Origin of the sequence: Streptomyces sp. NPDC048383 (genome assembly GCF_040651775.1) — a bacterium.
Taxonomy (GTDB): Bacteria; Actinomycetota; Actinomycetes; order Streptomycetales; family Streptomycetaceae; genus Streptomyces.
This window is the reverse complement of record NZ_JBEZKS010000053.1, coordinates 37,030-61,184: the sequence shown is the minus strand read 5'-3', so window position 1 is coordinate 61,184 and position 24,155 is coordinate 37,030. Positions and strand designations below refer to the sequence as shown.

Here is a 24,155-nt window from a genome sequence, read left to right as displayed (position 1 = left end):
GGTGGCCGAAGGCCATCGCGAAGCGACGCGACGACGAAGGAGGAGCGCCCTTGAGGGACCGGCCCGCCACGAAGAGACGATGAGACCGGCGGGAACCCCCCAAACCAGCTCTGATCCGGACCATGGGCACCCCGCACGCCCCCACCCCCGCCCGGCGGACCACCCCCGCCCAGCAACGCCCACCCACCCCCCACCCTCCGAAAAGCAGGTGCGGGGCGGTTGTGGGGGCGCCTAGCTTGAGGCGGTGAGCAGCGACTATCCATTCGCCGACGGGTACAACCTGGCCTGGGATCTGACCGGCTTCGGTGGTGCGGACGAGGAGCTGGTCGAGTCCGTTTGCCTTGCGCGGGGGCAGTTCCTGGCGATTCGGCACCTCTTCGTGCTGGGTGACGATCCGTGGATGGTCGCGGGTGAGTACCGTGTGGCGCCCGGCATATGGGCGCACGTGCGGCGTGTCGTGCCGGGGGTCCGGTTCGAGCGCGACGTCGACTACTTCCTCGGCGCCCGTCAGGCTCTGCCCGGCGGGCGCTTTTGGCGTCCGGCCTTCGGTGTGTCGCCGCCCGGTCCGGTGCCGCCTCCCTGATCCGACCTGCACAACAACCGATCACAGTGCGGCATTTGATGGTCACGCGACGTCCGGTGCGACACTCCTCGACTACCGCTCGTGTTTAAGGTGTCCCGATCCGGTAACACTTGGTAGTGACGTGCATTCAGTACCCGGCGAAAGAGAAGGAGATGACCATGGCTACCGCGCTCATCCTCCTCGCGGTCGTTGCTCTCATCGCGCTCCTGGCGGCGGCTCCTGCCGCGCCCGTGAAGCGCAATCCGTTGCCCCGTAATGCGGGTGCGCGTCGGTTGAACACCGTGCCGGCGCCGCGTCGTGGGTTCCATCGCAGCGGCAGCTGACGTCCGGCGGGATCACCCCACTTCGAACGGCGGGGGGCCGGCCCTGAACAGGGCCGGCCCCCCGCCGTTCGCGTGATCGGGCACGGGCGCGCCGCTATGCCTCGGGTTCCGGGATCCGGCCGCTGACCTGGTGGTGCGTCGTGCGGGCCGGGCGGCCGCACAGGACGTCTACGCGGACGTCCTCGGCGCGGACGGTGCCGGTCCGGGTGAGTTCGTCCAAGTGGGCGCGCAGTTCCCGGCGATCCTCCGTCGAGAAGACGTGTTCCAGCGGCCCGTCATGTGCGCGGCGCTGCACGCCTCGACCCGCCGGCGGGCCCGTTCCCGCCACGCCCCCCGTGGCTACTTCGGGAGGGCGGGGAGGGACGGGAGCTTGCCCGGCTCGCTCTTCTGGAAGGTGTCGGTGCCGGCCGCGCCCTCCCAGGTGACCTTCAGGGTGGTGGCGTCCACGGAGTCGACCTTGCCCTTCGAGCGCTGTGCGCCGGCCGGGCACTTCAGGTCGATGGTCTTGCCGTTGGTGGTGCCCTCGCAGGTCAGGCCGGTGGCGGCCTCGACGACGAACGCGATCTGGCCCTTGACGGTCAGGATGACGCCCTTGCCCGGGTTGGACATGGCGATCCAGCCGCCCTCCAGGCTGCCGCCCTTGGCGTCGCCGCCCGGCGCCGGGGTGCCGGGCGCCGGGGTCGAGGAAACGCCGGCGGAGGGCTTGTCGGCGGCCGGGGAGTCCTCGCTGCCGCAGCCGGTCAGGGTCAGGACGGTCACGGCGGCGGTGGTGGCGGCGACGGAGAGGCGCAGGTGGTCGAGCACGGGTAAGTCCCCCAGATGAGGCGAGTTGAACGGAGTCGATCGGCGGAACGCGCCAAACTATCAGCCGTTCGGGGGACGGTCGGCACCTCGCCGGGGGCGGCGTGTCACAGGTACTGGGCGAACTCGTCCAGGGTCCGGAGGATCTCCGCCTCGCGTGCCGAGGGGAGTTGGAGGACGACCTCCTCGATGCCCAGCTCGGCGTAGTGGGCCAGTTTGCCGGGGTTCGGCTGGACCGCGTACGGGACCACCTGGAGGGTCTTGGGGTCGCGGCCCGCCGCCTCCCAGGCCTGCCGCAGGACCGGCAGGGACTCGGTCAGGCCGCGGCCGCCGATGGGGAGCCAGCCGTCGGCATGGTCGACGATCGCCGAGAACAGCTTCGGGCCCGCCGACCCGCCGATCAGCGTCCGCGGCCCGTACAGGGGCTGCCCGGCGGCGAGTTCGCGCGGGGCCCGGAGCGGCTTGGGGTGGGCGGCACTCGCCTGGACGGAGCCGTACGGGCCCTCGTGGGCGGTCGGTCGCGGGGCCCACAGGGCGCGCATCAGGGCCATGTGGTCGCGGACGCGTTCGCGGCGGGTGGGCCAGTCGACCCCGTGGTCGGCGGCCTCCTCGACGTTCCAGCCGTAGCCGATGCCCAGGGTGACGCGGCCGCCGCTGAGGTGGTCGAGGGTGGCCACCTGCTTGGCGAGGCCGATCGGATCGTGTTGGGCGACGAGGGTGATGCCGGTGCCCAGGTGCAGCCGCTCGGTGACGGCCGCGGCCTGGCCGAGGGCGACGAACGGGTCGAGGGTGCGTCCGTACTGCTCGGGCAGGTCGCCGCCCATCGGGGCGGGCGTGGCGCGGCTGACGGGGATGTGGGTGTGCTCGGGGAGGTACAGGCCGGAGAAGCCGCGCTCTTCGAGCGAACGGGCCAGGCGGGTGGGGGAGATGGTCAGGTCGGTGAGGAAGATGGTCGTGGCGATCCGCATGGGCGCGTGCACCTCCGAGACGTGGGAGGGACACGGTAAGGCCTCGCGGGCGAGGCCGGCAGGGTCACACGACGGGCGTGGAGAGGTGGATGGCGTGAGGGGCACGGAGACGATCACGGTGCCGGAGGCGTTGCACGGCTACCCGGGGGTGGCCTTCGGCGGCTGGGTGGCGGGGCTGCTGGCCGCGCGGATGGCGGCCCCGGCCGAGGGGGAGGCGGTACGGGTGGACTTCCGGCGGCCCGTTCCGACGGGGACGCCCGTGCGGCCCGAGCCGGGTCCCGACGGGGTGTCCCTGCTCGACGGGGACGGGGTGCTGCTCGCCGCCGCCGCGCCGGTCGCGGCGCCGGTCGGGGAGCTGCCCGCGGCGCCCTCCTGGGCGGAGGCCGTGAAGGCCGCCGACGCCTATCGGGCGGATCCGCCGGACGAGCAGGTCGACTGCTTCGGCTGCGGACTCGGCCGGACCTCGGCGACGGGGCTGCGGCTGCACTGCGGGCGGGTGCCCGGACGGGACCTGGTGGCCGCGGCGTGGACGCCGGGACCCGAACTCGCGACGGCGGACGGGGTGTTGCCGGCCGAGCTGGTGTGGGGCGCGCTGGACTGCCCGGGCAACGCGGCCGGGCGGCTGCTCGCGGCCGGCCCCGGCGGCGCCGTCACGGCCTCGCTGACGGCGCGGCTGCTGCGGCCGGTGCCGGTGGCGGGGGAGGGGCTGATCTCGTACGCCTGGCTGCTCGGCGTGGACGGCCGCAAGTGCGAGGTGGGCACCGCGTTGGCCACCCCGGACGGCGAACCGTGCGCGTACGCACGGGCGTTGTGGATCCGCCCGCGGACGGCGTAGCGGGCCGGGGGGCGGCCCCTCAGGCGCGCGGGTAGCGGGCCAGCCAGCCGGGGGCGGAGGCGGAGGGGCCGTGGAGGGCGGGCCCCTGGGTCATTTCGAGGGCGAAGTCGTCGGCGAGTTCCAGGATCGTGGCGCGGCCCTCCAGGTCCGTGAGCCAGGCGGGCGGCAGGGCCGTTTCGCCGTGGAGGGCACCGAGCAGCGCTCCGCACAGGGCGCCGGTGGCGGTGGAGTCGCCGCCGTGGTTGACGGCCAGGCGCAGCCCGTGCGGGACGTCCTCGGCGACGAGGGCGCAGTACACGGCGACGGCGAGGGCGTCCTCGGCGTCGCGGCCGTCGCCCGGGGAGAGCGATTCGACGGCCTTGGGGCTCGGGGGCTGGAGGGTGACGGCGGCGACGGCCCGTTGCAGGGCGTCGGTCACCGGCTGGTGGCCGGGGCGGGTGCCGAGCAGGCCGAGGGCGCGCTGGACGGCGGCGTCGAGGGTTTCGCCGCGGGTCAGGCCGTGGACGATGACGGCGAGGGCGCCGGCGGAGAGGTACGCGGTGGGGTGGCCGTGGCTCTGGGTGGCGCACTCGACGGCGAGTTGCAGGACGAGGGCGGGTTCCCAGCCGACGAGCAGGCCGAAGGGGGCCGAGCGGACGGTGGCGGCGGCGTCGCGGGCGGTGGGGTTCTTCGGCTGTTCCAGGGTGCCGAGGACGTCGTCGGCGAAGCCGGTGAGGCAGGCGCGGTCGGGGCCGCGGCGGGCGTAGAGCCATTCCTCGCCGGCGAGCCAGCCGTTGTCCTCGCGGCGTTCGTCCGGGCCCCAGTCGTGCTGGGTGGCTGCCCAGCGCAGGTACGCGCGGTGGACGTCGGTCGGCGGGTGCCAGCCACCGGTGTCACGGCGTACGTGGGCCCGGATCAGGCCGTCGACGGTGAACAGGGTGAGCTGCGTGGAGGCGGTGACGGTGCCGCGGCGGCCGTGGGCGGGGGCGGGTTCGGTCAGGCCGGCCAGGCCGTGGGTCTCGCGGATGCCGTTGAGGGAGAGGCCGGCGACGGGTGCGCCGAGGGCGTCGCCGATGGCGGTACCGAGGAGGGTGCCGCGGACCCGACTGCGGAAGTCCTGCTGTTCGGTGCGGCCCCACAGGGCGGTGGCCACCGCGGCGGACGTGGCGGGGCCCGGGCCCGCGGCGACCGGCGGGACCCCCGCCGGCGGGGCCGACGCGTCGGAGGCCTCCCGCGCGCGCGGTACGGCCGGTGCGCCGCTCGCGCCGTCGTCGTCGATCGTCGCGGGTTCCGGCGCCGCCCCCGCAGGCGCCGATGCCCCAGTTCTCGACATGGCAGTGTCCATTTGTGTTTCCCCCCAGGCTTTGGCGTGACTGTAGTGGACAGGTTCGGTCGATTCCGGAAGTAGTCCGTCACCTCGCCCTTAAGTGACCGCAGAACGGCCGGAATGCGAACGGTTCCAGCCGCGAGGTCAAGGCGAAGTACGGCAGCTTCGACCGCTACCTGAAGGACGGCCTCGGTATCGACTCCAGCCCGGCCGGCCACCCACGGCCGGGCTCCTTCCCGCGTCCATCCGCGCGGGCCGGTCGTTCCCGCGCGCCGTCAGTCCAGCACCGGCAGCAGCTCCGGCAGGTGGCCGTCCGAGGCGCGGGCCGCGTCCTGCCGCTCCTGCGGCACCTCCCCGTAGAGGGTCGTACGGGCCCTCGCCGGCCGGCCCGCCGCCTCCGCGACCGCGATCAGGTCCCGGACCGACTTGTACGAGCCGTAACCGGATCCGGCCATGCGGGAGATGGTCTCCTCCATCAGCGTCCCGCCCAGGTCGTTGGCGCCGGAGCGGAGCATCTCGGCCGCGCCGTCCGCGCCCAGCTTCACCCAACTCGTCTGGATGTTGGTGATGTGCGGGTGGAGCAACAGCCGGGCCATCGCCGTGACCGCACGGTTGTCGCGGACGGTCGGGCCGGGCCGGGCGATGCCCGCCAGGTAGACGGGCGCGTTGGTGTGGATGAAGGGCAGCGTCACGAACTCGGTGAAGCCCTCCACCCCCTTGGACAGGGCCGCCCGCTGGATCCGCACCAGCGTCCGGAAGTGGCCGAGCCAGTGCCGGGGCTGGTCGACGTGGCCGTACATCATCGTGGAGGAGGAGCGGATGCCCAGCTCGTGCGCCGTGGAGATGACGTCGATCCAGTCGGCCGTCGGCAGCTTGCCCTTGGTGAGGACCCAGCGGACCTCGTCGTCCAGGATCTCCGCCGCCGTACCCGGGATGGAGTCCAGCCCGGCCTCCTTGGCGGCCGTCAGCCAGTCCCGTACGGACATGCCGGTGCGGGTGGCGCCGTTCTCCACCTCCATCGGGGAGAAGGCGTGCACGTGCATGCCGGGGACGCGTTCCTTCACCGCGCGCGCGATGTCGAAGTAGGCGGTGCCGGGCAGGTCGGGGTGGATGCCGCCCTGCATGCACACCTCGACCGCGCCCACGTCCCACGCCTGGGCGGCGCGGTCGGCGACCTGGTCCAGCGACAGGGTGTAGGCGTCGGCGTCCGTGCGGCGCTGCGCGAAGGCGCAGAAACGGCAGCCGGTGTAACAGACGTTGGTGAAGTTGATGTTCCGGGTGACGACGTACGTGACCTCCTCGCCCACCACCGACTTGCGCAGGTCGTCCGCGACCCGGCACAGGGCGTCCAGGGCCGGGCCGTCCGCGTGCAGCAGGGCCAGCGCCTGCGCGTCGGTCAGCGCGGTCGGGTCGTCGGCGGCCCGCGCCAGCGCGGCCCGTACGTCGGTGTCGATGCGCTCGGGCACCATGCCGGGGGCGGCGGCCTCGCGCAGCGCGTCCCAGTCGCCGTAGACGTGGTCGAAGTCCTCGCGGCGGTCGCCGGTGCGGCCCTCGGTGTCGATGGCGGTGTGCAGGTCGGTGCGCCCGTACGCGGCGAAGCCCTCGTCGGGCTCCTGCCAGGGACGCCCCTCGACCTTCGCGGACGCGTTCGCCATGCCCGTGTCCGGATCGGCCAGGGCGCGGACGTGCGGCAGCAGCCGGGGGTCCAGCCAGGGCTCGCCGCGGCGCAGGAACTCCGGGTAGATGGTCAGGCGTTCGCGGAGCTCGAAGCCGGCGGCGGCCGTCCGGGCGGCCAGCTCCTCGATGTGCGGCCAGGGCCGCTCGGGGTTGACGTGGTCGGGGGTCAGGGGGGACACCCCGCCCCAGTCGTCGATGCCCGCGCCGATGAGCAGCGCGTACTCGGCGTCCACCAGGTTCGGCGGGGCCTGGATGCGGGCGCCGGGGCCCAGGATGTGTCGGGCGACGGCGATGGCGGCGGCCAGCTCCTCCAGCTCCGCGTCGGGCATGCCGCGCATGGCGGTGTCCGGCTTGGCGCGGAAGTTCTGGACGATGACCTCCTGGATGCCCTGGTAGCTGCGCTGGATCCGGCGCAGCTCGAAGAAGGCCTCGGCACGCTCCTCGTACGTCTCCCCGATGCCGATCAGGACGCCGGTGGTGAAGGGGACGTTGGAGCGGCCCGCGTCCTCCAGCACCCGCAGCCGCACGGCCGGGTCCTTGTCGGGGGAACCGTGGTGCGGGCCGCCGGGCTCGGACCACAGCCGACCGGCGGTGGTCTCCAGCATCATGCCCATCGACGGGGCGACGGGCTTGAGGCGCTGGAGTTCGGACCAGGTCATGACGCCGGGGTTGAGGTGGGGGAGCAGCCCCGTCTCCTCCAGGACCCGGATCGCCATGGCGCGGACGTAGGCGAGGGTGTCGTCGTAGCCGTGCGCGTCGAGCCACTCACGGGCTTCGGGCCAGCGGTCCTCGGGGCGGTCGCCGAGCGTGAAGAGGGCTTCCTTGCAGCCCATCGCCGCGCCTTGGCGGGCGATGTCGAGGACCTCGTCGGGCGACAGGTACATGCCGTGGCCGGCGCGGCGGAGCTTGCCGGGGACGGTGACGAAGGTGCAGTAGTGGCACTTGTCGCGGCACAGGCGGGTCAGGGGGATGAAGACCTTGCGCGAGTACGTGATGACGCCGGGCCGGCCGGCGGCCGCGAGACCGGCGTCCCGGACCCGGGCCGCGGAGCCGGCGAGGTCCTCGAGGGCCCCGCCGCGCGCCCGCAGGAGTACGGCTGCCTCGGTCGCGTCCAGCGCGACGCCGTCGCGGGCCCGCCGCAGCGCGCGCCGCATCGCGTTGTCGGTCGGAGCGTCACTCGGAGTGGTCATGGGGCGAGCATACGATCCGGTGGTACATGCACGAAGGGCGTCATCGCATCAGTTCACCGGCGTTGACCAGCAGCGACTGGCCGGTTATCGCCCGCGCACGGTCGGAAGCGAGGAACGCGGCGGCGTCGGCGACGTCCCCGTCGGTGGCCAGGTCGGGCAGCGCCATCCGCTCGGTGAGGCGGGCGTGCACCTCGGCCTCGGGAACCCCCTCGGTGTGGGCGGTGAAGGTGACGAACGCCTGGACGGGCGGCCCCCACATCCAGCCCGGCAGCACGGTGTTGACCCGGATCCGGTGCGGGCCGAGCTCGCGGGCCATCGAGTACATCGCGGAGGTCAGCGCGCCCTTGGACGCGGCGTAGGCGGCCTGCTGCACCTCGTTGGGGGCGGCGACGGCGGACTGGGTGCCGATGATGACGACGGAGCCGCCCCGCTCCTTCAGCGCGGGCAGGCAGGCCCGGGTCATCCGCAGGGTGCCGAGGAGGTTCACGTCGAGGATCTGCTGCCAGGTCCCGAAGTCGGCGTCCGCCAGGCCCCCGAAGTACGAGTCCCAGGCGGCGACGTGCACCACGGCGTCCACGCCGCCGAAGCGCTCCCGGGCCAGCGCGACGAGCGCCTCGCACTGGGCCTCGTCGGTGATGTCGGTGGGCAGCAGGGCGGTGTGCCGACCGTCGGGGTCGATCTCGGCGGCCGCCTTCGCCAGGTTCGCCCCGGTCCGCGCGCCGAGCACGGCGTTCCCGCCGTCGCGCACGACGGCCGCGGCCACTTGGTGGCCGAGCCCGGCCCCGACGCCGGAGACGATGACGGTCTTCCCTCGCAACAGCATGCGCGCTCCCTGACGGCTCGATCTGACGGGTCGTCAGGGTAGGTCGCGGGGGCGCGGATGGGAAGGCGCGCCCCGGGGGCGCCTACGGGGACACCGACGGGGATGCCGCCGGGCACGCCCGCGGGGACGCCGGCGGGCCGGGGCGCGGGTCCGTATCGGTCGGCGCGTGGGGCGGCAAGACGGTCAAAGGACCTCCAGCCGTACCGCAACGGGCCATTGGGGCGTTACCGGCAGGACGGGTGCGCCTCATCGGGCCGGTCGGCAGGCCCCGGGCGGCCCGCCCTGGACGTCAGGGGTCACAGGACGGTGAAGGTGAGACGAATGGTGCGTCATATCTACCGGAGTGACGGCGAGTCGCGTCGGAATACCTGATAGACAGAAGAATCACGGCTCGACCGGCCGCTAGCGAAAGCCGGCCGTCTTGGGGGGATCGCCGCACTGTGAAGCCGCTTCACCGTCATGTAGTCAACACCTCGCGCAAGGTCCTGTGCACGGCCGCCCTCGCGGCCAGCCTGACCACCGCCGCGGTCGTCACCAACCCGGCGACAGCGGGCGCCGGGGAGTCCGAACCGACGCCGGACAGCCCGCAGGCCACCGATCGTGGCGACGCGCGGCTCGACCTGCCGCCCGCCCTCGCCGACCCGACGCCGCCGCCCGGGGCCGACGCTCCCGCCGGAGCCGGCGGCATACCGGCGACCGCCCTCGACGCCTACCAGCGCGCCGCGGTGTCGGTCGGCGCCGCCCTGCCCAACTGCAAGCTGCCGTGGGAACTGCTCGCCGGCATCGGCCGCATCGAGTCCGTGCACGCCTCCGGCTACGGGCTCAAGTCCGACGGCTCCACGGAGAAGCCGATCCGCGGCCCGCGCCTCGACGGCAACGGCTACGCGTCGATCAGCGACACCGACAAGGGCGAGTGGGACGCGGACACCGAGTACGACCGCGCCTTCGGCCCGATGCAGTTCATCCCGTCCACCTGGAAGGACTGGAAGGCCGACGGGAACGCGGACGGCAAGCGCGACGCGAACAACATCTACGACGCGGCGCTGGGCGCGGGCCTCTACCTGTGCGCGGGCGACCGGGACCTCTCGGACCCGGCCAAGCTCGACAAGGCGATCCTCAGCTACAACAACTCCCGTGAGTACGTGAACAACGTCCTCGGCTACATGCGGCAGTACCAGAACGGCGCCGCCGGGGTTCCGAACCCGCCCGTCGGCAACTTCCCGACCCTGCCGGTGACGGGCACGCTGCCCACCCCGCGGCCCACGTTCCCGACGACGCCGACGACCCCCACCGGTCCGACGACGCCGACCGTGCCCACGACCCCGACGAAGCCCACCACCCCCACCACGCCGACCACCCCCACCACGCCGACGAAGCCCACCGAGCCGACGAAGCCGACCCCGGCGCCGGCCACGCTCGCCAAGCTGGAGCAGGCGGGCGGGGCGAAGCTGGAGGCCGAGACGGGAAGCGTCTTCGGTGAGGGCACCCGCTTCAAGGCGCTGCTCGGCGACGGCAAGCCGGCCGTGGGCCAGGCCGTCGTCATCGCCGTGGAGGCGGACACCACCGGCGGCACCCGCTTCTCCCCGCTGAACCAGTCCAGCGTGGTGGTCCGTACGGACGACCAGGGCATCGCCACCGCCCCGAAGCTGACGGCGGGCCCGAAGACGGGCACCTTCACCCTGCGCGTGACGGCCTACGACGCCAAGACCCAGCTCACCCTGGCCCTGGACGGCAAGGTCACCGCCAAGCCCCTCGTGCTGACCCGCGTCGACGGCGCGGCCCCGGTACGGGTCGAGACCGGCACGGCGGTCAAGGGCCTGAAGTTCCTGGCCGCCGCCGGGGACGAGCCCGTCGCCGGTACGCAGCTCACCGCGGGCCTGGTCGTGAAGGAAGCGGGCGTCTGGGTGCCGGTCGACCCGAAGACGGCGAAGGGGCCGTACTTCGCGGGCGGGGCGGACAAGAAGCTGTTCACCCTGGACCTGCCCGAGGCGGACGCCGACGGCAAGGTCGCGCTGCCGGAACTCCTCACCACGGACGTGGCCCCGGGCACCTACCACCTGCGCCTGATCACGCCCGAGAAGACGTTCCTGATCGTGGAGATCACGATCGTCGCGAAGGCGGAGACCACGCCGGAAACCAAGCCGGAGACCAAGCCGGAGACCCCGGCGACGGGTACCGCTCCCGCCCCGGTCACCTCCGGCAAGGCCCCCAAGGCCCCCGAGGCCTGATCCGGGCGCGTCCGAACGCACAGAACCGCCGGCCGGTCACCGTTCCCAAGGTGACCGGCCGGCGGCTTTCGCGTCCCGCCCCGCCGGGCACAAGGCAGGAGCCCTGTCTCCTCCGCTCGCACGGAGGAGGCAGGGCTCCTTGGGTACTGCTTAATCCAACCGCGATCCGGTCGGCCAGGCGACTAGGCCGGGATAACGTTCTCCGCCTGCGGGCCCTTCGGACCCTGCGTGACGTCGAAGGTCACCTGCTGGTTCTCCTCCAGGGAGCGGAAGCCAGAGGCGTTGATCGCGGAGTAGTGGACGAAGACATCCGGGCCGCCGCCGTCCTGGGCGATGAAGCCGAAGCCCTTTTCAGCGTTGAACCACTTCACGGTTCCGGTAGCCATGAGCCCTCCTATGGGCCAAAGGGTCGCCCTGCTCCAGAACCTGCTAAGAAGTCTGAAAACTACAAAAGCCTGCGGGTCACATTCTCCGCAGGCTTCGTACTGCAAGGGAAACCAAACTGCAACTTGCGACGAGCCTAGCATGCACCCTGCGGCGGAGACCAGAGGGAAAGATCACGTCACTCGGACGTTTGAGACCCGCGCGATCGCTGACGGGAACCCGGGGGCTAGTCTCGCGATGTGGACGTCTACCGCAGCCGGCCCCGCGTCGGCCACATCCAGTTCCTGAACTGCCTGCCCCTCTACTGGGGACTGGCCCGAACCGGCACGCTGCTGGACCTGGAGCTGACCAAGGACACCCCCGAGAAACTCAGCGAGCGCCTCGTCCGGGGTGAGCTCGACATCGCTCCCATCACCCTCGTCGAGTACCTCCGCAACGCGGACCAGCTCGTCGCCTTCCCCGACCTCGCGGTCGGCTGCGACGGCCCCGTCATGTCCTGCGTGATCGTTTCGCAGGTCCCGCTGGAGCGGCTCGACGGCGCCCGGGTCGCCCTCGGATCGACCTCCCGGACCTCCGTACGGCTGGCCCAACTGCTCCTCGCCGAGCAGTACGGCGTCCGGCCCGACTACTACTCCTGCCCCCCTGACCTGGGCGTGATGATGCAGGAGGCCGACGCGGCCGTACTGATCGGGGACGCCGCGCTGCGCGCCTCGCTGCACGACGCGCCCCGGCTCGGGCTGGCCGTCCACGACCTCGGGCAGATGTGGAAGGACTGGACCGGACTGCCGTTCGTCTTCGCCGTCTGGGCCGCCCGCAAGGACTACCTGGCCCGCGAGCCGGAGGTCGTCGCCAAGGTCCACGAGGCCTTCCTCGCCTCCCGGGACGTCTCCCTGGCGGAGGTGGCGAAGGTCGCCAAGCAGGCCGCCCGCTGGGAGGCCTTCGACGCCGAGCTGCTGGAGCGCTACTTCACCACGCTCGACTTCCGTTTCGGCCCGGAACAACTGGCCGGCGTCCGTGAATTCGCGCGCCGTACGGGCCCCACGACCGGGTACTCCTCGGACGTCGCCGTGGAGCTCCTGAACGTGGCCGCTCCGAAACACTGAGCGGGTTATCCCCGCGGCCGTTCCGCTTCCGAAAAGTGAATGCGCGGTTTCCCGGGAATTCGTTCCCCATTCGCCCTCGTGTACCGCAAACGGGCGGGCGCAGCGGAATGCGTGCATATGACGGGGGTTCGGAAGCGGGCCCGTCGGCGGCCCACCGCGGGCGGGGCCGAAGCCCTATGGTGCTGGGGTGGTCGGGTGACCTCACACAATGCGGGGGACGGGGAAGCGATGCAGCCGCTCGAAGCCGGTGAACCGCGGACGATCGGGGCGTACCGGCTGCTCGGCCGGCTCGGTGCGGGCGGCATGGGCCGCGTCTACCTGGGGCGCAGCGCGGGCGGCCGGACCGTGGCGGTGAAGATCGTGCACCCGCACTTCGCCTCGGACGAGGAGTTCCGGGCCCGGTTCCGCCGCGAGGTGGAGGCCGCGCGCCGGGTCGGCGGGGAGTGGACGGCGCCGGTGCTGGACGCCGACCCCGACGCGGCGGTGCCGTGGGTGGCGACGGGGTACGTGGCGGGTCCCTCCCTGGACCGGGCCGTCGCGGGGCACGGGCCGCTGCCCGGGCCGGCGGTGCGGGCGGTCGGCGCGGGGTTGGCGCGGGCCCTGGTCGCGGTGCACGCGCTGGGCCTCGTCCACCGGGACGTGAAGCCGTCGAACGTGATGCTGACCCTGGACGGGCCCCGGCTGATCGACTTCGGCATCGCGCGGGCCACCGACGGCACGGCCTCGCTGACCTCCACCGGGGTGTCCGTCGGTTCGCCGGGCTACATGTCGCCGGAACAGATCCTCGGCAAGGGCGTCACGGCCGCGGCGGACGTGTTCTCGCTGGGCGCGGTCCTGGCCTTCGCGGCGACCGGCCGGCCGCCCTTCAGTGGCGACAACTCGGCGACGCTCCTCTACAAGGTGGTGCACGAGCCGCCGGAGCTCGACGGCGTCCCGGCCGGTGGGCTGCGCGCGCTGATCGAGTCCTGCCTGGCCAAGACGGCGTCCGAGCGGCCGGCCCCGGAGGAGTTGGTGGTGGCCCTGGGCGGCGCGTCGGGCGCCCCGGGGTGGTTGCCGGCGCCGTTGGTGGAGGAGGCGAGCCGGGCGGCCGTCGCCCTGCTGGACCTGGACGCCGACCCGGCGGGCGGCGGCGGAGTCGGGCCGGAGGCCGTTTCGGGGCCGGTGCCGTGGACGTCGGCCTCCTCCGGGCCGGCCGCCGGCTTCGGAGCGCCGGACCCCTCGTACGGGGGCGGGCTCCCCGGCCCCGGGGGCGCGGCCGGTTCCCCGTACTCCGCGCAGGCGGGCCCGTACGGGTCCTTCGGCGCGGGCGGCGGGCCGCACCCGGCCCCGTCGGAGGCGGGCGGCGGCGGGACCGGCGGCGCTGCGGCGGGTCCGCGGCCGGCTCCGGACGGGCGCCGGGTCACGGTGACCGCGGCCGGGCGGCGCTTCAGCTGCACCGTCGTCCTCGCGGCGGCGGCCGTCCTGGCGGCGGTGTCCGGCGGGCTGTACGGGATGGGGTTGTTCCCCGGCGGCGGTGCGGGCCGGGACGCCGCGAGCAGCGGTCCGCACCCCTCGGAGTCCGCGCCGGCGGACACCGACCCGGCGGCGTCACCACCGGCCGGCGCCCCTTCGCCCGACCCGTCCGGGGGTGGCTCGGCCGCGCCGAAGGGGACGCGGGGCGACGTCCCGAAGGAGCTGACCGGGACCTGGAAGGGGACGGTCACGACCGCCCGCATGGGCGTGCCGAGCGCGTTCGAGATCACCATCGAGGGCGGCAAGGTGGGCGAGGTCGTCGCCCGGGACAAGTCGGTCATCGACCTCCTCGGCACCGATTGCAGCGGCGACTGGAAGCTGAAGTCGGCGACCGACCGCTCGCTCGTCCTGGACACCTCGGGCGGCCCGAACCCGGCCCCCGGCATCTGCTCCAACGGCTCGGCCGACGAACGCTTCACCCTCAACGCGAACGGGACGCTGCACTACGCGTCGGGCGACCGGCCCGCCGGCAACCCGGAGGGCGACCTCACGCGCAGCCCCTGACCGGCCGGGGGGTGAACCCCGCCCGGCCCCTGGAAGGCGCGCGGCGGCCCTGGCGTACGCTGGATCGGTCCGGACCCTTGACACACCGCCGAAAGGTGACGCACCGGTGACCGACCAGGCCGTTCTCCAGTCTGTCCTCGACCGTGCCGCCGCAGGGGGCCGGATCACCCGGGAAGAGGCCCTCGACCTCTACCGGCACGCCCCGCTGCACGCGCTCGGCCAGGCCGCCGACGCCGCGCGCCGGCTGCGCTACGCCGGTACGGAGCACATCGCGACGTACATCATCGAGCGCAACATCAACTACACCAACGTGTGCGTCACGGCGTGCAAGTTCTGTGCCTTCTACGCGGCGCCGAAGGACAAGAAGAAGGGCTGGTCCCGGGACCTCGACGACATCCTGCGCCGTTGCGCGGAGACCGTGGAGCTCGGCGGCACCCAGATCATGTTCCAGGGCGGGCACCACCCGGACTACGGCGTCGAGTACTACGAGCACCACTTCGGGGCCATCAAGAAGGAATTCCCGCAGCTGGTCATCCACTCCCTCGGCGCGTCCGAGGTCGAGCACATGGCCCGGATCTCGGGCGTCTCGGCGGAGGAGGCCATCCAGCGGATCCACGCCGCGGGCCTGGACTCCTTCGCGGGCGCCGGCGCCGAACTGCTGCCCGCCCGGCCCCGCAAGGCGATCGCCCCGCTCAAGGAGTCCGGCGAGCGCTGGCTGGAGATCATGGAGATCGCCCACCGGCTGGGCGTGGAGTCCACCTCCACGATGTTGATGGGCACCGGCGAGACCAACGCCGAACGCATCGAGCACATCGCGATGATCCGGGACACGCAGGACCGCACCGGCGGCTTCCGCGCGTTCATCCCGTACACCTACCAGCCCGAGAACAACCACCTCAAGGGCCGTACCCAGGCGACCGTCTTCGAGTACCTGCGCATGATCGCCATCGCGCGGCTGTTCCTCGACAACGTCGCCCACATCCAGGGCTCCTGGCTCACCGTCGGCAAGGAGGCGGGGCAGCTGTCCCTGCACTACGGCGCGGACGACCTCGGTTCGATCATGCTGGAGGAGAACGTCGTCTCCTCGGCCGGTGCCAAGCACCGCTCGAACCGGCAGGAGATCATCGACCTGATCCGCAAGGCCGGCCGCACGCCGGCGCAGCGCGCGACGACGTACGAGCACCTCCTGGTGCACGACGACCCGGCGAACGACCCGGTCGACGACCGCGTCGCCTCGCACATCTCCTCCATCGCCATCGAGGGCGGCACCGCGCACCCCGAGCTGAAGCTCATCTCCTCGAACTGACGGCGGGGACCGACGCCCGATGCTGACGCTGCACACCGCCGAACTCCTCCTCGCCGGACCGGGATCGACGCCGCTGGAGGGCGGCGCCGTCCTCGTCGACGGCGAGCGGATCGTTCGCGCGGGCCCGTACGAGGAGCTCGTCGCCGACGCCCCGCACGCCCGGGTGCGCCGCTGGCCCGGCGTGCTGACGCCGGGGTTGCTGGCGCGCGGCGCGGACGAGCTGCTGGAGCGGACGTACTACCCGGACGACCCCTACGAGATCGCCGAGCTCGGCGCGGACCCGATCAGCGGGCCGGGCGCCCTCGACGCCCTGGGGATGACCGAGGCCCGCTGGGGCAACAGTGCCCGGCGCGGTACGCAGAAGCTGCTGGCGCGCGGGGTGGTGGCGGTCGCGGGGCGGTTCACCGTCGGCCCGGTGCGCACGGCGGTGGTCCGCTCGGGCCTCGCCGTGGTGCCGCCGGTCCCCTACGAGGGACGGCCGGCGCTGGACCCGTTCGCCGGGCGGGACAACGCCGAGGAGGCCTTCCACGGGGTGCTCGCGGTCGGCGCGCCGGCCCGGTTCGCGGTGTTCGCGGTGGCGTCCCCGGCGGAGCTGCCCGCGCTCGGCGCGGGCACCTGCGTGGCCACCGTCATCGGTGGGCGTCTGCTGCACCGGCGTCGCTGAGCGGGATTCCGTCACCGGGCGGGGTGTCGTCGTCCGGCTCCTGGAGCCGGTGCCCGTCGCGGGCGAGGGCGGCCAGCAGGCAGGCCTGGAGGCGGCTGACCCCGCCGAGCTTGACCCGTATGTTGCCCACGTGGAACTTCACGGTGCTGACCGACAGCCGCAGTTCGGCGGCGAGTTCAGCGTTGGAGGCGCCGGTCGCCAGTAGCAGGAACACCGTCGACTCCTGGTCCGTCAGCCGCACCCGGGGCGCCGGCCCGGCCCCGTACGACGGGAACCAGGCGGGGACGCTGAAGCTGACGACGCGCACGGTTCCCGCTCCTCACCGCGGAACCCCGGAACCCGGACACCGGTGCACCCGTGCGCCCGGCCCCGAGCCCCCGGAGTCCCGACCCCCCGGACACTCCTGTGTCAGGGGACGCGCGGACCGGCCAGGTAGGTTCCCGCGACGTCGAACGGCCACGCGTTGGACGTACAGCCGAGCAGCCCCTTGATCTGCTGCATCATCGCGGGCGCCGGCTGCCCGGCCCCGGGGCAGGTCTCGTGTTCCCGACCGAGTTCGTGACCCACCTCGTGGTTCACGATCAGCGCCCGGTACTCCTCCACCGTGCCGCTGAACTGCGGGGACCCCTCCTGCCAGCGCTTGAGGTTGACCACGACGGTGTGCCCGGCCCGGCAGTTGGTCTCGCCGACCAGCTCGGGCGTGACCACCTCGCACAGCCGGTCGGTGGTCGACGGGGTGGCGATCTTCACGGTGAAGTCCACCGGCTGACCGGGCCCGGCCAGCCGGAAACCGTACGCCGGGTCGTGGATCCAGCCGCGCGGATCCCCGAGGACCGCCTCGATGCCGCGGGCGGCGGCGTTCGCGTCGACGCCGCTGCCCTGCTCGACCTCCACCCGCCAGCTCCGTACGGTTCCTTTGCCCTGCGGCTGCCCCGTGACGGTGGAGGCCGTGAACACCCCCGGGCCCGACGCGGGTGCGGACGGGCTCGCGGACGCCTTCGGGGAGGCGGGTGGCGCCGACGGGGACGCCGAGCGGCCCTTGGACGGCTCCGCCGTCGCGCGGCGGCTGTGCCGGGGCGCGGGGGAGGCGGCCGCGGGGGCGCCGGTTCCGGCGTCCGCCGGGGCGCTCGGGGCGGGCCCGGCCCCCCGCCCGTCGGCGACGGTGGCGACCTCGGGGTTGCCGGGGGAGAAGGTGTACGCGGTCACCGTGAGAGCGATCAGCGCCGTCGTTCCGAGGACCGTACGGCGCAGCCGTCTGCGGCGTTCGGCCCGGCGCAGCGCGCGCGAACCACTTCGGGGACGACCGGTCGAGCGGCCTGCCGGCATGCGTGAGCCCTTTGCTAGGAGAGGGCACCCAGTGTGCCCGTGCCCTGCCGGACCGTCGGTGCCGTGGGAGCCCGCGCCCAGTCAACCCACCCGCACGCCGCACCACAACTGTCCTCGGGGCCAGTCCCGGGCCGCCGCGGGGGCGCCGGCGGGGGCGTGGGCGGGGCCGTGGGCGGGGCCGTGGCGGACGGCCTGAGAGGATGGCTGCGTATCTGTCGATCCGCACAGCGAGGGGCCAACGCCAGTGACTAGGGCTTCCCTGGACAAGCAGCCGCACGAAGTCGCCTCCATGTTCGACGGTGTGGCGGCGAACTACGACCTCACCAACGACGTCATCTCCCTCGGCCAGGCCCGGCTCTGGCGCAAGGAGGTCGCGAAGGCGGTCGCCGCCCGTCCCGGACAGAAGGTCCTCGACCTGGCCGCCGGCACCGCCACGTCCTCGTTGCCCTTCGCCGCGACCGGCGCGTACGTCGTCCCCTGCGACTTCTCCCTCGGCATGCTCCGCGAGGGCAAGAAGAAGCACTCCTGGCTGCCGCTGACCGCGGGCGACGCGACGAAGCTGCCGTTCAAGGACGACGTCTTCGACTCGGTGACGATCTCCTTCGGGCTGCGCAACGTCCAGGACACCGACGCCGCGCTGCGCGAGCTGTACCGGGTGACCAAGCCCGGCGGCCAGGTCGTGATCTGCGAGTTCTCGCAGCCGACGTGGGCGCCGTTCCGGACCGTGTACATGGAGTACCTGATGCGGGCGCTGCCGCCGGTGGCCCGCGTCGTTTCCTCGAACCCGGACGCGTACGTGTACCTCGCCGAGTCCGTCCGCGAGTGGCCCGACCAGCCGGCGCTGGCCGCGCTGCTGCAGAAGGCCGGCTGGGGCAAGGTCGCCTGGCGCAACCTTACGGGCGGCATCGTCGCCCTGCACCGCGGCACCAAGGCGTAGCAGAGCGTGGTTGAGCACACCGTGGTGGAGACCGCCTCCTACGACTGGGCGGCGCTGCTGGAGCAGGTCGCCGCGGACGTCGCCCCGCTCGTCGGCAGCGGTACCCCCGCCGAGTACATTCCGGCGCTGGCGACGGTGGAACCCCGCAGCTTCGGCATGGCGCTCGCCGACCTCGACGGCAACGTCCACGGGGTCGGCGACTGGCGGACCCCGTTCTCCGCCCAGTCGATCACCAAGGTGTTCTCGCTGGCCCTGGCCCTGGCCGAGGGCGGCGACAGCCTGTGGGAGCGGGTGGGGCGGGAGCCGTCCGGCAACCCGTTCAACTCGCTCGTGCAGCTGGAGTACGAGAGCGGCATCCCGCGCAACCCGTTCATCAACGCGGGCGCGCTCGTCGTCACCGACCGGTTGCAGAGCCTGACCGGCGACGCGAGCAGCGAACTGCTGGAGTTCCTGCGCCAGGAGAGCGGCAACCCGGGCCTCGGCTTCGACGCGGAGGTGGCGGCGTCCGAGCAGGAACACGGCGACCGCAACGCGGCCGTCGCCCACTTCATGGCCTCGTACGGGAACATCGACAACCCGGTACCGACGCTGCTGGACCACTACTTCTGGCAGTGCTCCATCGAGATGAGCTGCGCCGACCTCGCCCTGGCCGGCCGCTTCCTGGCCCGGCACGGGCTGCGCGCGGACGGCTCCCGACTGCTGACGCGCAGCGAGGCGAAGCAGATCAACGCGGTGATGCTGACCTGCGGGACGTACGACGCGGCGGGCGAGTTCGCCTACCGGGTCGGCCTGCCCGGCAAGAGCGGCGTCGGCGGCGGCATCGTCGCGGTCGTCCCGGGCCTGTGCACCCTGGCCGTCTGGAGCCCGGGCCTGGACCCCCAGGGCAACTCGGTAGCGGGCGTCGCCGCCCTGGACCGCTTCACGACCCTGACGGGCCTGTCCGTCTTCTGACACGCCCCTCGCACGGAGCGGCCCTACTCAGCCCCGCCGGCGTTTGAGGCGCGGGGTACGGGGCGGAGCCCCGGAAGGGGTTCGGGGGCGGAGCCCCCGGCCCCTCGGGTCCGGGCGGAGCCCGGGAAACGGAGAAAGGGCGGGTCGGGGAACGGCCCCGCGCAGCGGCACCCCCGACCCCCGCGCAGCGGCACCCCCGACCCCCGCGCACCCCCGGCCCCCGCGCCACCCTCACCCGGCGTCGAAGACCATCTCGTAGCGCCGCCCGTACCGCACACCACCCGGCAAGGGAAACCGCTCCGCGAGCGTCATCCCCAACCGCTCCGCAACCGCGATCGACCGCGCGTTCGCATCGTCGATCATCGCCACCACCCGCGGCACCCCCACCCCCCGCACCCGCTCCAACGCGGCCAACGCGGCCGCGTACGCGTACCCCCGCCCCCACGCGGAGCGCCCGAGCCGCCACCCGATCTCGATCTCACCGACCGGCCCCCACGCCTTCTCCGCCGGCCACGGCTGCGCCCCGGTGAAGCCGATGACCTCGCCGTCCGCGTCCAGCAACGTCCACAGGCAGTGGCCGAGCTGCGCGTCGTGCATCCGCTGCCGCGCGGTGATCTCGACGTACGAGGACAGCTCGGCGGGTCCGCCGAGGAACTCCATCACGTCCGGGTCGTCGAAGACCCCGTGCCAGGCGTGGGCGTCCTCGTGGGTGGGTACGCGCAGGCGTACGTCGGGGAGGGGCCGGGTCGGCGAGGTGGTCATAGGGGGCAGCCCTTCGGATCGTGATCTCTCTCGCTGCTTAGACTGCACGTGTCCGGTGCCGCCTGGCACCCTATATCGAGCCTTCGGGAGACCCCGCAGTGACCGAGCCCCTCTCCGAACACTCCGCGGATGTGATCGTCGTCGGCGCCGGTCCGGCCGGCTCCACCACCGCCTACTACCTCGCCAAGGCCGGACTGGACGTCCTGCTGCTGGAGAAGACGGCGTTCCCGCGCGAGAAGGTCTGCGGCGACGGTCTGACCCCGCGGGCCACCAAGCAACTGGTGTCGATGGGCATCGACATCTCGGAAGAGGCGGGCTGGCTCCGCAACAAGGGCCTGCGCATCATCGGCGGCGGACAGCGCCTCCAGCTGGACTGGCCGGAACTCGCCTCCTACCCGGACTACGGACTCGTCCGCAAGCGCGACGACTTCGACGAGACCCTGGCCCGCCAGGCGCAGAAGGCCGGCGCCCGCCTGTACGAGCGCTGCAACGTCGGCGAACCCGTCCGCGACCCGCGCACCGGCCACATCACGGGCGTGCAGGCGAAGCTGGGCGAGGAGAAGACCCCGGTCACCTTCCACGCGCCGCTGGTCGTCGCCGCCGACGGCAACTCCTCGCGGCTCTCCCTCGCGATGGGCCTGCACCGGCGCGAGGACCGCCCGATGGGCGTGGCGGTCCGTACGTACTTCACCTCGCCCCGGCACGACGACGACTACCTGGAGTCCTGGCTGGAGCTGTGGGACCGGCGCGGTCCGCAGGACCGGCTGCTGCCCGGCTACGGCTGGATCTTCGGCATGGGCGACGGTACGTCCAACGTCGGCCTCGGCATCCTCAACTCCTCCTCCGCGTTCAAGGAGCTGGACTGGCGCGAGGTGCTCAAGGCGTGGTGCGCGTCCATGCCGGAGGACTGGGGCTACACCCCGGAGAACATGACGCAGCCGATCCGCGGCGCGGCCCTGCCCATGGCCTTCAACCGGCAGCCGCACTACACGAAGGGCCTGCTGCTGGTCGGTGACGCGGGCGGCCTCGTCAACCCGTTCAACGGCGAGGGCATCGCCTACGCGATGGAATCCGGCCAGATCGCCGCCGACGTCATCGTCCAGGCCCATTCCCGCGCGACGCCGTCGCTGCGCGAACTGACGCTGCACAGCTACCCGAAGGTGCTGAAGGAGACGTACGGCGGCTACTACACGCTGGGCCGCGCCTTCGTGAAGCTGATCGGCAACCCGAAGGTGATGAAACTGGCCACGCAGCGCGGCCTGACCCACCCCGTACTGATGAAGTTCACGCTGAAGATGCTGGCCAACCTGACCGACCCGACGGGCGGCGACGCGATGGACCGCATCATCAACGGCCTGAGCAAGGTCGCGCCGAAGGCCTGATCATTCAAGGCCTGGCCGCTCGGTAGGGACCTGAGCGGCCAGGCTCGCGGCGTGCGACCTTCCGACGTTGACGATCTTCACCTTCGGTGAGCCGGGAAGTTCCTCGGCGGCCTTGCACAGCGCCGGGATGTGCGACTTGTCGGACGTGACGAGAAGTACCGGGGGCGGGCAGAGCGCGGCCGTGGCCACCACGAGTGCGTCCACCAGGCATTCGTGCCCGTCGAGGCCCGAGGTGTCCAGCAGCTTCGCTGCGGCGTCCGTCACCGCGTCGTTGACCGGTTTCACGTCGGACCGGGACAGTAGGAACCGGAGTCGCTTGGCGGCCTCCCCGGTGCGGCGCACCTGCAAGGGCGTCAGTGCGGACAGCGCCACGCGTCGGCCGCTCTGCTGAGCGACTTCGATACGTGCACGCATCCCCTCGTCACCGTAGACGTGCAGTGAAAGCCCTGGGGCGTCCAGGACGAGCGTGCCCTCGCTCTTCGCCCTGATCTTGAGGCGCTTGCTTACCACTCCTGCTCCGCCCGCCGCCGCGGCTTGGATCGCCGTCCGGGGGTGATGTGTCCGGTGGGCGAAGTGCTCCTACGGGCACGCCTGGCCCGTTCGCCGGGCACAGGGGGACCCGCGGTCCGCGGAAGGCGCGGGGGCCAGTGGGATGTGTACGACGGGTCGCAGTCGCCATTCGGCGCAGGTTCCGTCCCGCAGGGTGATCGTGAAGCCGGTTGTCTCGCCGCGGTGCAGGGCGGCGACGGCTTGCAGCCGGCCGCCGGCGTCGACCCGTTCGAGTGCGCGGGTCGTTTCGTAGTGCGTCATGGGGAAGACGTGCGCGTCGCGGATGTCGACGCGGATGGCCCGGACCGCGGCCAGGGCGTTTGCGACGACCTTTACGGGGGCTCGGACCTCGACCGGCCCGCCGTCGGGGTCGTAGCGGACGCGCTCGATGGCGATGCCGGGGTGGACGGTCGCGTTGTGGTCGAGGTGCTGGTGCGGACTGCTGAGCTCGTGCGTGGGTGCCGGGAGTTGGACGAGCACGGGTGCCCCTTCCTGCCGCTCCGTGGGTGGCCGCTCCCTCGCGATGCCGTGACGAGCGGCAGGGCGCGAGAGCGGCCAGCTCCCCACAGAAGGCGTAGGACTGAGGGGAGTTCGCGCAGCGTGGGCCAGAGCGTCTCAAGTCGCCCGGCATCCCCGCCTCGCTCATCGAAGTTAACGTGTGCGTCTACGGCGCATCAACTGTTTGACGTCTAATGAGTGATTCGGCATATGCCAATACGTGAGGTACTGAGGGAAAGTGAAGCGGCCCCCGCTGATGCGAGGGCCGCTGTGGATCGGCCTGATCAGGCGCCGGTGCCGTACTTGTCGAACTGTCCAGCGCGAGCACCGTCGAGGAACGCTTGCAGTTTCGCGCGAGTCGTTCGGATGATCGCCGCAGGGTCGTCACTCTCCCGCAGCAGAATCTCGTCGTCGCCCTCTCCTTCGGCGACCTCCAGGCAGTTGCTGCCTTCCGCGTCCGTGCTGTAAAGAGACTTCTCCCATTGAATGTCCACAGTCCTACGCCTTCATACTTGTTGTGCTCTTTTGTGAATAAAGTCCCTTGACCGGTCGGGGTCGAGAGAGCGCTGTTCGGTCCGGTCAAGGATCGCTCGATAGTTGTCGAGGCGCGTCTCGGCGTCGAGGAACGCAGGTCCGTGTGCGGTATCGGTCTGCACCGTGTCGAGCTGGGGGACGGGCCCCGACGCGTACAGGGTCGACGACCCCGCATTGGGAAACCCGCCTGCCTCGAACGGAATGACTCGCACCCTCACGTTGTCCCGCTCCGACTCCTCCAGCAATCGATCGAGCTGCGCCCTGGCCACTTTCGCGCCGCCGAACTCCAGCCGCAGCGCGGCCTCGTGAATCAGGAACGTGCACATCGGTGCGTTGGGGCTGTCGAGCACGTCTCGACGCTTCAAGCGGTACGAGAGCTGCCGGCGGAGGTTGGTGGGGCTGAGTGTGGGCACCGCCTGCTCGAATACGGCGCGGGCGTACTCCTCGGTCTGGAGCAAGCCGGGCATGTGCATGATCTGAACGGCCCGCAGCGCGTGGGAACGGGCTTCCAGTTCGGCCAGATCCAGGGCGCCGGGCGACAGGACGCCCGCGTAGTCGTCCCACCAACCCTGCCCGCGCTCCTCGGCCATGTCCGCGAGGGCGTCGATGTACGCGGTGTCGGAACAGCCGTAGTGGCCGGCCCACGTCCTTACCCGCTCGCCGCTGACGCCGGATCGGCCGGATTCGATGTTGGAGATCGCCGTTCGGTCGGAACCCACGAGCTGTACAGCGTGCGCGGGCGTCAGTCCGGCGTGTTCCCGCATCTTGCGCAGCTCTGCGCCGAGCCGCTGCTGCCGCGCGGTTGGGGCTTTGCGGTTGGGCATCAGCATCCTTCTCCCGTGTTGGGTTCCAGTGTCGCCCGTCGGTTTCGACTGGTCCACGTCGTAGCAATTGTGAGTAGAAATGGCATCAAGTGTGATGCGGGCGCGCTACGGTTCTCCACAGCGTCGCGTCTGCGGCAGTTGAGTGCGAAGTGCAGCCGCTGGCTCCTGCTTTGGCGTGCAGTCAA

25 protein-coding genes are annotated in these 24,155 nt (G+C 72.4%); 11 read left to right on the top strand and 14 right to left on the bottom strand.

Features of this window, described 5'->3' with window-relative positions; all coding sequences use genetic code 11:
* Positions 1–244 precede the first annotated feature (244 nt).
* The gene (locus AB0D46_RS29690) at positions 245–583 is read left to right on the top strand and encodes a hypothetical protein (protein ID WP_362881964.1); all 339 of its coding nucleotides are present in this window, start codon (positions 245–247) and stop codon (positions 581–583) included.
* 158 nt (positions 584–741) lie between these two features.
* Positions 742–906 (top strand): hypothetical protein, encoded by a 165-nt coding sequence (locus AB0D46_RS29685; RefSeq protein WP_362881963.1) that lies wholly within the window; start codon positions 742–744, stop codon positions 904–906.
* Between the two features lie 94 nt (positions 907–1,000).
* Here AB0D46_RS29685 and AB0D46_RS29680 read toward each other — a convergent pair whose 3' ends face one another.
* The 3 genes from AB0D46_RS29680 to AB0D46_RS29670 all read right to left on the bottom strand — a co-directional run bounded on the left by AB0D46_RS29680 (position 1,001) and on the right by AB0D46_RS29670 (position 2,675).
* On the bottom strand, positions 1,001–1,201 hold the full coding sequence (locus AB0D46_RS29680) for a hypothetical protein (protein ID WP_362881962.1): 201 nt from the start codon (positions 1,199–1,201) through the stop codon (positions 1,001–1,003).
* A 44-nt stretch (positions 1,202–1,245) separates the two neighbouring features.
* Positions 1,246–1,710, bottom strand: coding sequence for a hypothetical protein (locus tag AB0D46_RS29675; RefSeq protein ID WP_362881961.1), 465 nt, complete (start codon positions 1,708–1,710; stop codon positions 1,246–1,248).
* Positions 1,711–1,814: 104 nt separating this feature from the next.
* Positions 1,815–2,675: a TIGR03619 family F420-dependent LLM class oxidoreductase gene (locus AB0D46_RS29670; RefSeq protein ID WP_362881960.1), complete on the bottom strand. Its 861-nt coding sequence runs from the start codon at positions 2,673–2,675 to the stop codon at positions 1,815–1,817.
* A 94-nt stretch (positions 2,676–2,769) separates the two neighbouring features.
* Between AB0D46_RS29670 and AB0D46_RS29665 the strand changes: the two genes are divergently transcribed.
* Positions 2,770–3,510 carry a hotdog fold domain-containing protein gene (locus tag AB0D46_RS29665; protein WP_362881959.1) on the top strand — a complete coding sequence of 247 codons (741 nt, stop codon included), beginning with the start codon at positions 2,770–2,772 and terminating at the stop codon, positions 3,508–3,510.
* Positions 3,511–3,529: 19 nt separating this feature from the next.
* On the opposite strand, the gene AB0D46_RS29660 is transcribed toward AB0D46_RS29665, so the two are convergent.
* The 3 genes from AB0D46_RS29660 to AB0D46_RS29650 all read right to left on the bottom strand — a co-directional run bounded on the left by AB0D46_RS29660 (position 3,530) and on the right by AB0D46_RS29650 (position 8,506).
* Positions 3,530–4,630 carry an ADP-ribosylglycohydrolase family protein gene (locus tag AB0D46_RS29660; protein ID WP_362881968.1) on the bottom strand — a complete coding sequence of 367 codons (1,101 nt, stop codon included), beginning with the start codon at positions 4,628–4,630 and terminating at the stop codon, positions 3,530–3,532.
* 461 nt (positions 4,631–5,091) lie between these two features.
* Positions 5,092–7,683 carry a bifunctional FO biosynthesis protein CofGH gene (locus AB0D46_RS29655; protein WP_362881958.1) on the bottom strand — a complete coding sequence of 864 codons (2,592 nt, stop codon included), beginning with the start codon at positions 7,681–7,683 and terminating at the stop codon, positions 5,092–5,094.
* A 40-nt stretch (positions 7,684–7,723) separates the two neighbouring features.
* On the bottom strand, positions 7,724–8,506 hold the full coding sequence (locus AB0D46_RS29650; RefSeq protein WP_362881957.1) for an SDR family oxidoreductase: 783 nt from the start codon (positions 8,504–8,506) through the stop codon (positions 7,724–7,726).
* Between the two features lie 440 nt (positions 8,507–8,946).
* Here AB0D46_RS29650 and AB0D46_RS29645 point away from each other — a divergent pair, with 440 nt between their 5' ends.
* Positions 8,947–10,734: a lytic transglycosylase domain-containing protein gene (locus AB0D46_RS29645; RefSeq protein ID WP_362881956.1), complete on the top strand. Its 1,788-nt coding sequence runs from the start codon at positions 8,947–8,949 to the stop codon at positions 10,732–10,734.
* A 182-nt stretch (positions 10,735–10,916) separates the two neighbouring features.
* Here AB0D46_RS29645 and AB0D46_RS29640 read toward each other — a convergent pair whose 3' ends face one another.
* Entirely contained in the window at positions 10,917–11,120 is a 204-nt protein-coding gene (locus tag AB0D46_RS29640; protein ID WP_015610594.1) for a cold-shock protein, read from the bottom strand.
* 237 nt (positions 11,121–11,357) lie between these two features.
* On the opposite strand from AB0D46_RS29640, the gene AB0D46_RS29635 reads away from it, so the two are divergent.
* The 4 genes from AB0D46_RS29635 (at position 11,358) to AB0D46_RS29620 (ending at position 16,207) form a co-directional block, all read left to right on the top strand.
* Positions 11,358–12,221 (top strand): menaquinone biosynthesis protein, encoded by an 864-nt coding sequence (locus AB0D46_RS29635; protein WP_362881955.1) that lies wholly within the window; start codon positions 11,358–11,360, stop codon positions 12,219–12,221.
* Positions 12,222–12,449: 228 nt separating this feature from the next.
* A complete protein-coding gene (locus tag AB0D46_RS29630; RefSeq protein WP_362881967.1) occupies positions 12,450–14,237 on the top strand; it encodes a serine/threonine-protein kinase in 1,788 nt (595 codons plus the stop codon).
* Between the two features lie 106 nt (positions 14,238–14,343).
* Positions 14,344–15,543, top strand: coding sequence for a cyclic dehypoxanthinyl futalosine synthase (gene mqnC, locus AB0D46_RS29625; RefSeq protein WP_362881954.1), 1,200 nt, complete (start codon positions 14,344–14,346; stop codon positions 15,541–15,543).
* Positions 15,544–15,562: 19 nt separating this feature from the next.
* Entirely contained in the window at positions 15,563–16,207 is a 645-nt protein-coding gene (locus AB0D46_RS29620) for a hypothetical protein (RefSeq protein WP_362881953.1), read from the top strand.
* Here AB0D46_RS29620 and AB0D46_RS29615 read toward each other — a convergent pair.
* Together AB0D46_RS29615 and AB0D46_RS29610 are read right to left on the bottom strand one after the other, a co-directional pair.
* Positions 16,173–16,514, bottom strand: coding sequence for a helix-turn-helix transcriptional regulator (locus tag AB0D46_RS29615; protein ID WP_362881952.1), 342 nt, complete (start codon positions 16,512–16,514; stop codon positions 16,173–16,175). The two genes, AB0D46_RS29620 and AB0D46_RS29615, sit on opposite strands and share 35 nt — an antisense overlap.
* A gap of 101 nt (positions 16,515–16,615) precedes the next feature.
* Positions 16,616–17,533 (bottom strand): DUF3152 domain-containing protein, encoded by a 918-nt coding sequence (locus tag AB0D46_RS29610; RefSeq protein ID WP_362881951.1) that lies wholly within the window; start codon positions 17,531–17,533, stop codon positions 16,616–16,618.
* Positions 17,534–17,777: 244 nt separating this feature from the next.
* On the opposite strand from AB0D46_RS29610, the gene AB0D46_RS29605 reads away from it, so the two are divergent.
* Both AB0D46_RS29605 and AB0D46_RS29600 read left to right on the top strand, forming a co-directional pair.
* Entirely contained in the window at positions 17,778–18,470 is a 693-nt protein-coding gene (locus AB0D46_RS29605; RefSeq protein WP_362881950.1) for a demethylmenaquinone methyltransferase, read from the top strand.
* Between the two features lie 6 nt (positions 18,471–18,476).
* Positions 18,477–19,421, top strand: a complete 945-nt coding sequence (locus AB0D46_RS29600) for a glutaminase (protein WP_362881949.1) — start codon at positions 18,477–18,479, stop codon at positions 19,419–19,421.
* 231 nt (positions 19,422–19,652) lie between these two features.
* Here AB0D46_RS29600 and AB0D46_RS29595 read toward each other — a convergent pair whose 3' ends face one another.
* Entirely contained in the window at positions 19,653–20,183 is a 531-nt protein-coding gene (locus tag AB0D46_RS29595; RefSeq protein ID WP_362881948.1) for a GNAT family N-acetyltransferase, read from the bottom strand.
* A gap of 98 nt (positions 20,184–20,281) precedes the next feature.
* Between AB0D46_RS29595 and AB0D46_RS29590 the strand changes: the two genes are divergently transcribed.
* Positions 20,282–21,565: a geranylgeranyl reductase family protein gene (locus AB0D46_RS29590; protein WP_362881947.1), complete on the top strand. Its 1,284-nt coding sequence runs from the start codon at positions 20,282–20,284 to the stop codon at positions 21,563–21,565.
* Here the strand turns inward: AB0D46_RS29590 and AB0D46_RS29585 are convergent, their stop codons facing one another.
* From AB0D46_RS29585 to AB0D46_RS29570, 4 genes are all read right to left on the bottom strand, one after another.
* Positions 21,566–22,075, bottom strand: a complete 510-nt coding sequence (locus tag AB0D46_RS29585) for a DNA-binding protein (RefSeq protein ID WP_362881946.1) — start codon at positions 22,073–22,075, stop codon at positions 21,566–21,568.
* 69 nt (positions 22,076–22,144) lie between these two features.
* A complete protein-coding gene (locus AB0D46_RS29580) occupies positions 22,145–22,594 on the bottom strand; it encodes a hypothetical protein (protein WP_362881945.1) in 450 nt (149 codons plus the stop codon).
* A gap of 302 nt (positions 22,595–22,896) precedes the next feature.
* Positions 22,897–23,106, bottom strand: coding sequence for a DUF397 domain-containing protein (locus AB0D46_RS29575; protein ID WP_362881944.1), 210 nt, complete (start codon positions 23,104–23,106; stop codon positions 22,897–22,899).
* A gap of 12 nt (positions 23,107–23,118) precedes the next feature.
* On the bottom strand, positions 23,119–23,970 hold the full coding sequence (locus AB0D46_RS29570) for a helix-turn-helix transcriptional regulator (RefSeq protein ID WP_362881966.1): 852 nt from the start codon (positions 23,968–23,970) through the stop codon (positions 23,119–23,121).
* Between the last annotated feature and the right edge of the window lie 185 nt (positions 23,971–24,155).

Coding starts and splice junctions, on each gene's coding strand:
- AB0D46_RS29685 (WP_362881963.1), top strand. CDS start 742: ATGGCTACCGCGCTCATCCTCCTCGCGGTCGTTGCTCTCATCGCGCTC.
- AB0D46_RS29670 (WP_362881960.1), bottom strand. CDS start 2,675: ATGCGGATCGCCACGACCATCTTCCTCACCGACCTGACCATCTCCCCC.
- AB0D46_RS29655 (WP_362881958.1), bottom strand. CDS start 7,683: ATGACCACTCCGAGTGACGCTCCGACCGACAACGCGATGCGGCGCGCG.
- AB0D46_RS29650 (WP_362881957.1), bottom strand. CDS start 8,506: ATGCTGTTGCGAGGGAAGACCGTCATCGTCTCCGGCGTCGGGGCCGGG.
- AB0D46_RS29640 (WP_015610594.1), bottom strand. CDS start 11,120: ATGGCTACCGGAACCGTGAAGTGGTTCAACGCTGAAAAGGGCTTCGGC.
- AB0D46_RS29630 (WP_362881967.1), top strand. CDS start 12,450: ATGCAGCCGCTCGAAGCCGGTGAACCGCGGACGATCGGGGCGTACCGG.
- AB0D46_RS29620 (WP_362881953.1), top strand. CDS start 15,563: ATGCTGACGCTGCACACCGCCGAACTCCTCCTCGCCGGACCGGGATCG.
- AB0D46_RS29610 (WP_362881951.1), bottom strand. CDS start 17,533: ATGCCGGCAGGCCGCTCGACCGGTCGTCCCCGAAGTGGTTCGCGCGCG.
- AB0D46_RS29595 (WP_362881948.1), bottom strand. CDS start 20,183: ATGACCACCTCGCCGACCCGGCCCCTCCCCGACGTACGCCTGCGCGTA.
- AB0D46_RS29570 (WP_362881966.1), bottom strand. CDS start 23,970: ATGCCCAACCGCAAAGCCCCAACCGCGCGGCAGCAGCGGCTCGGCGCA.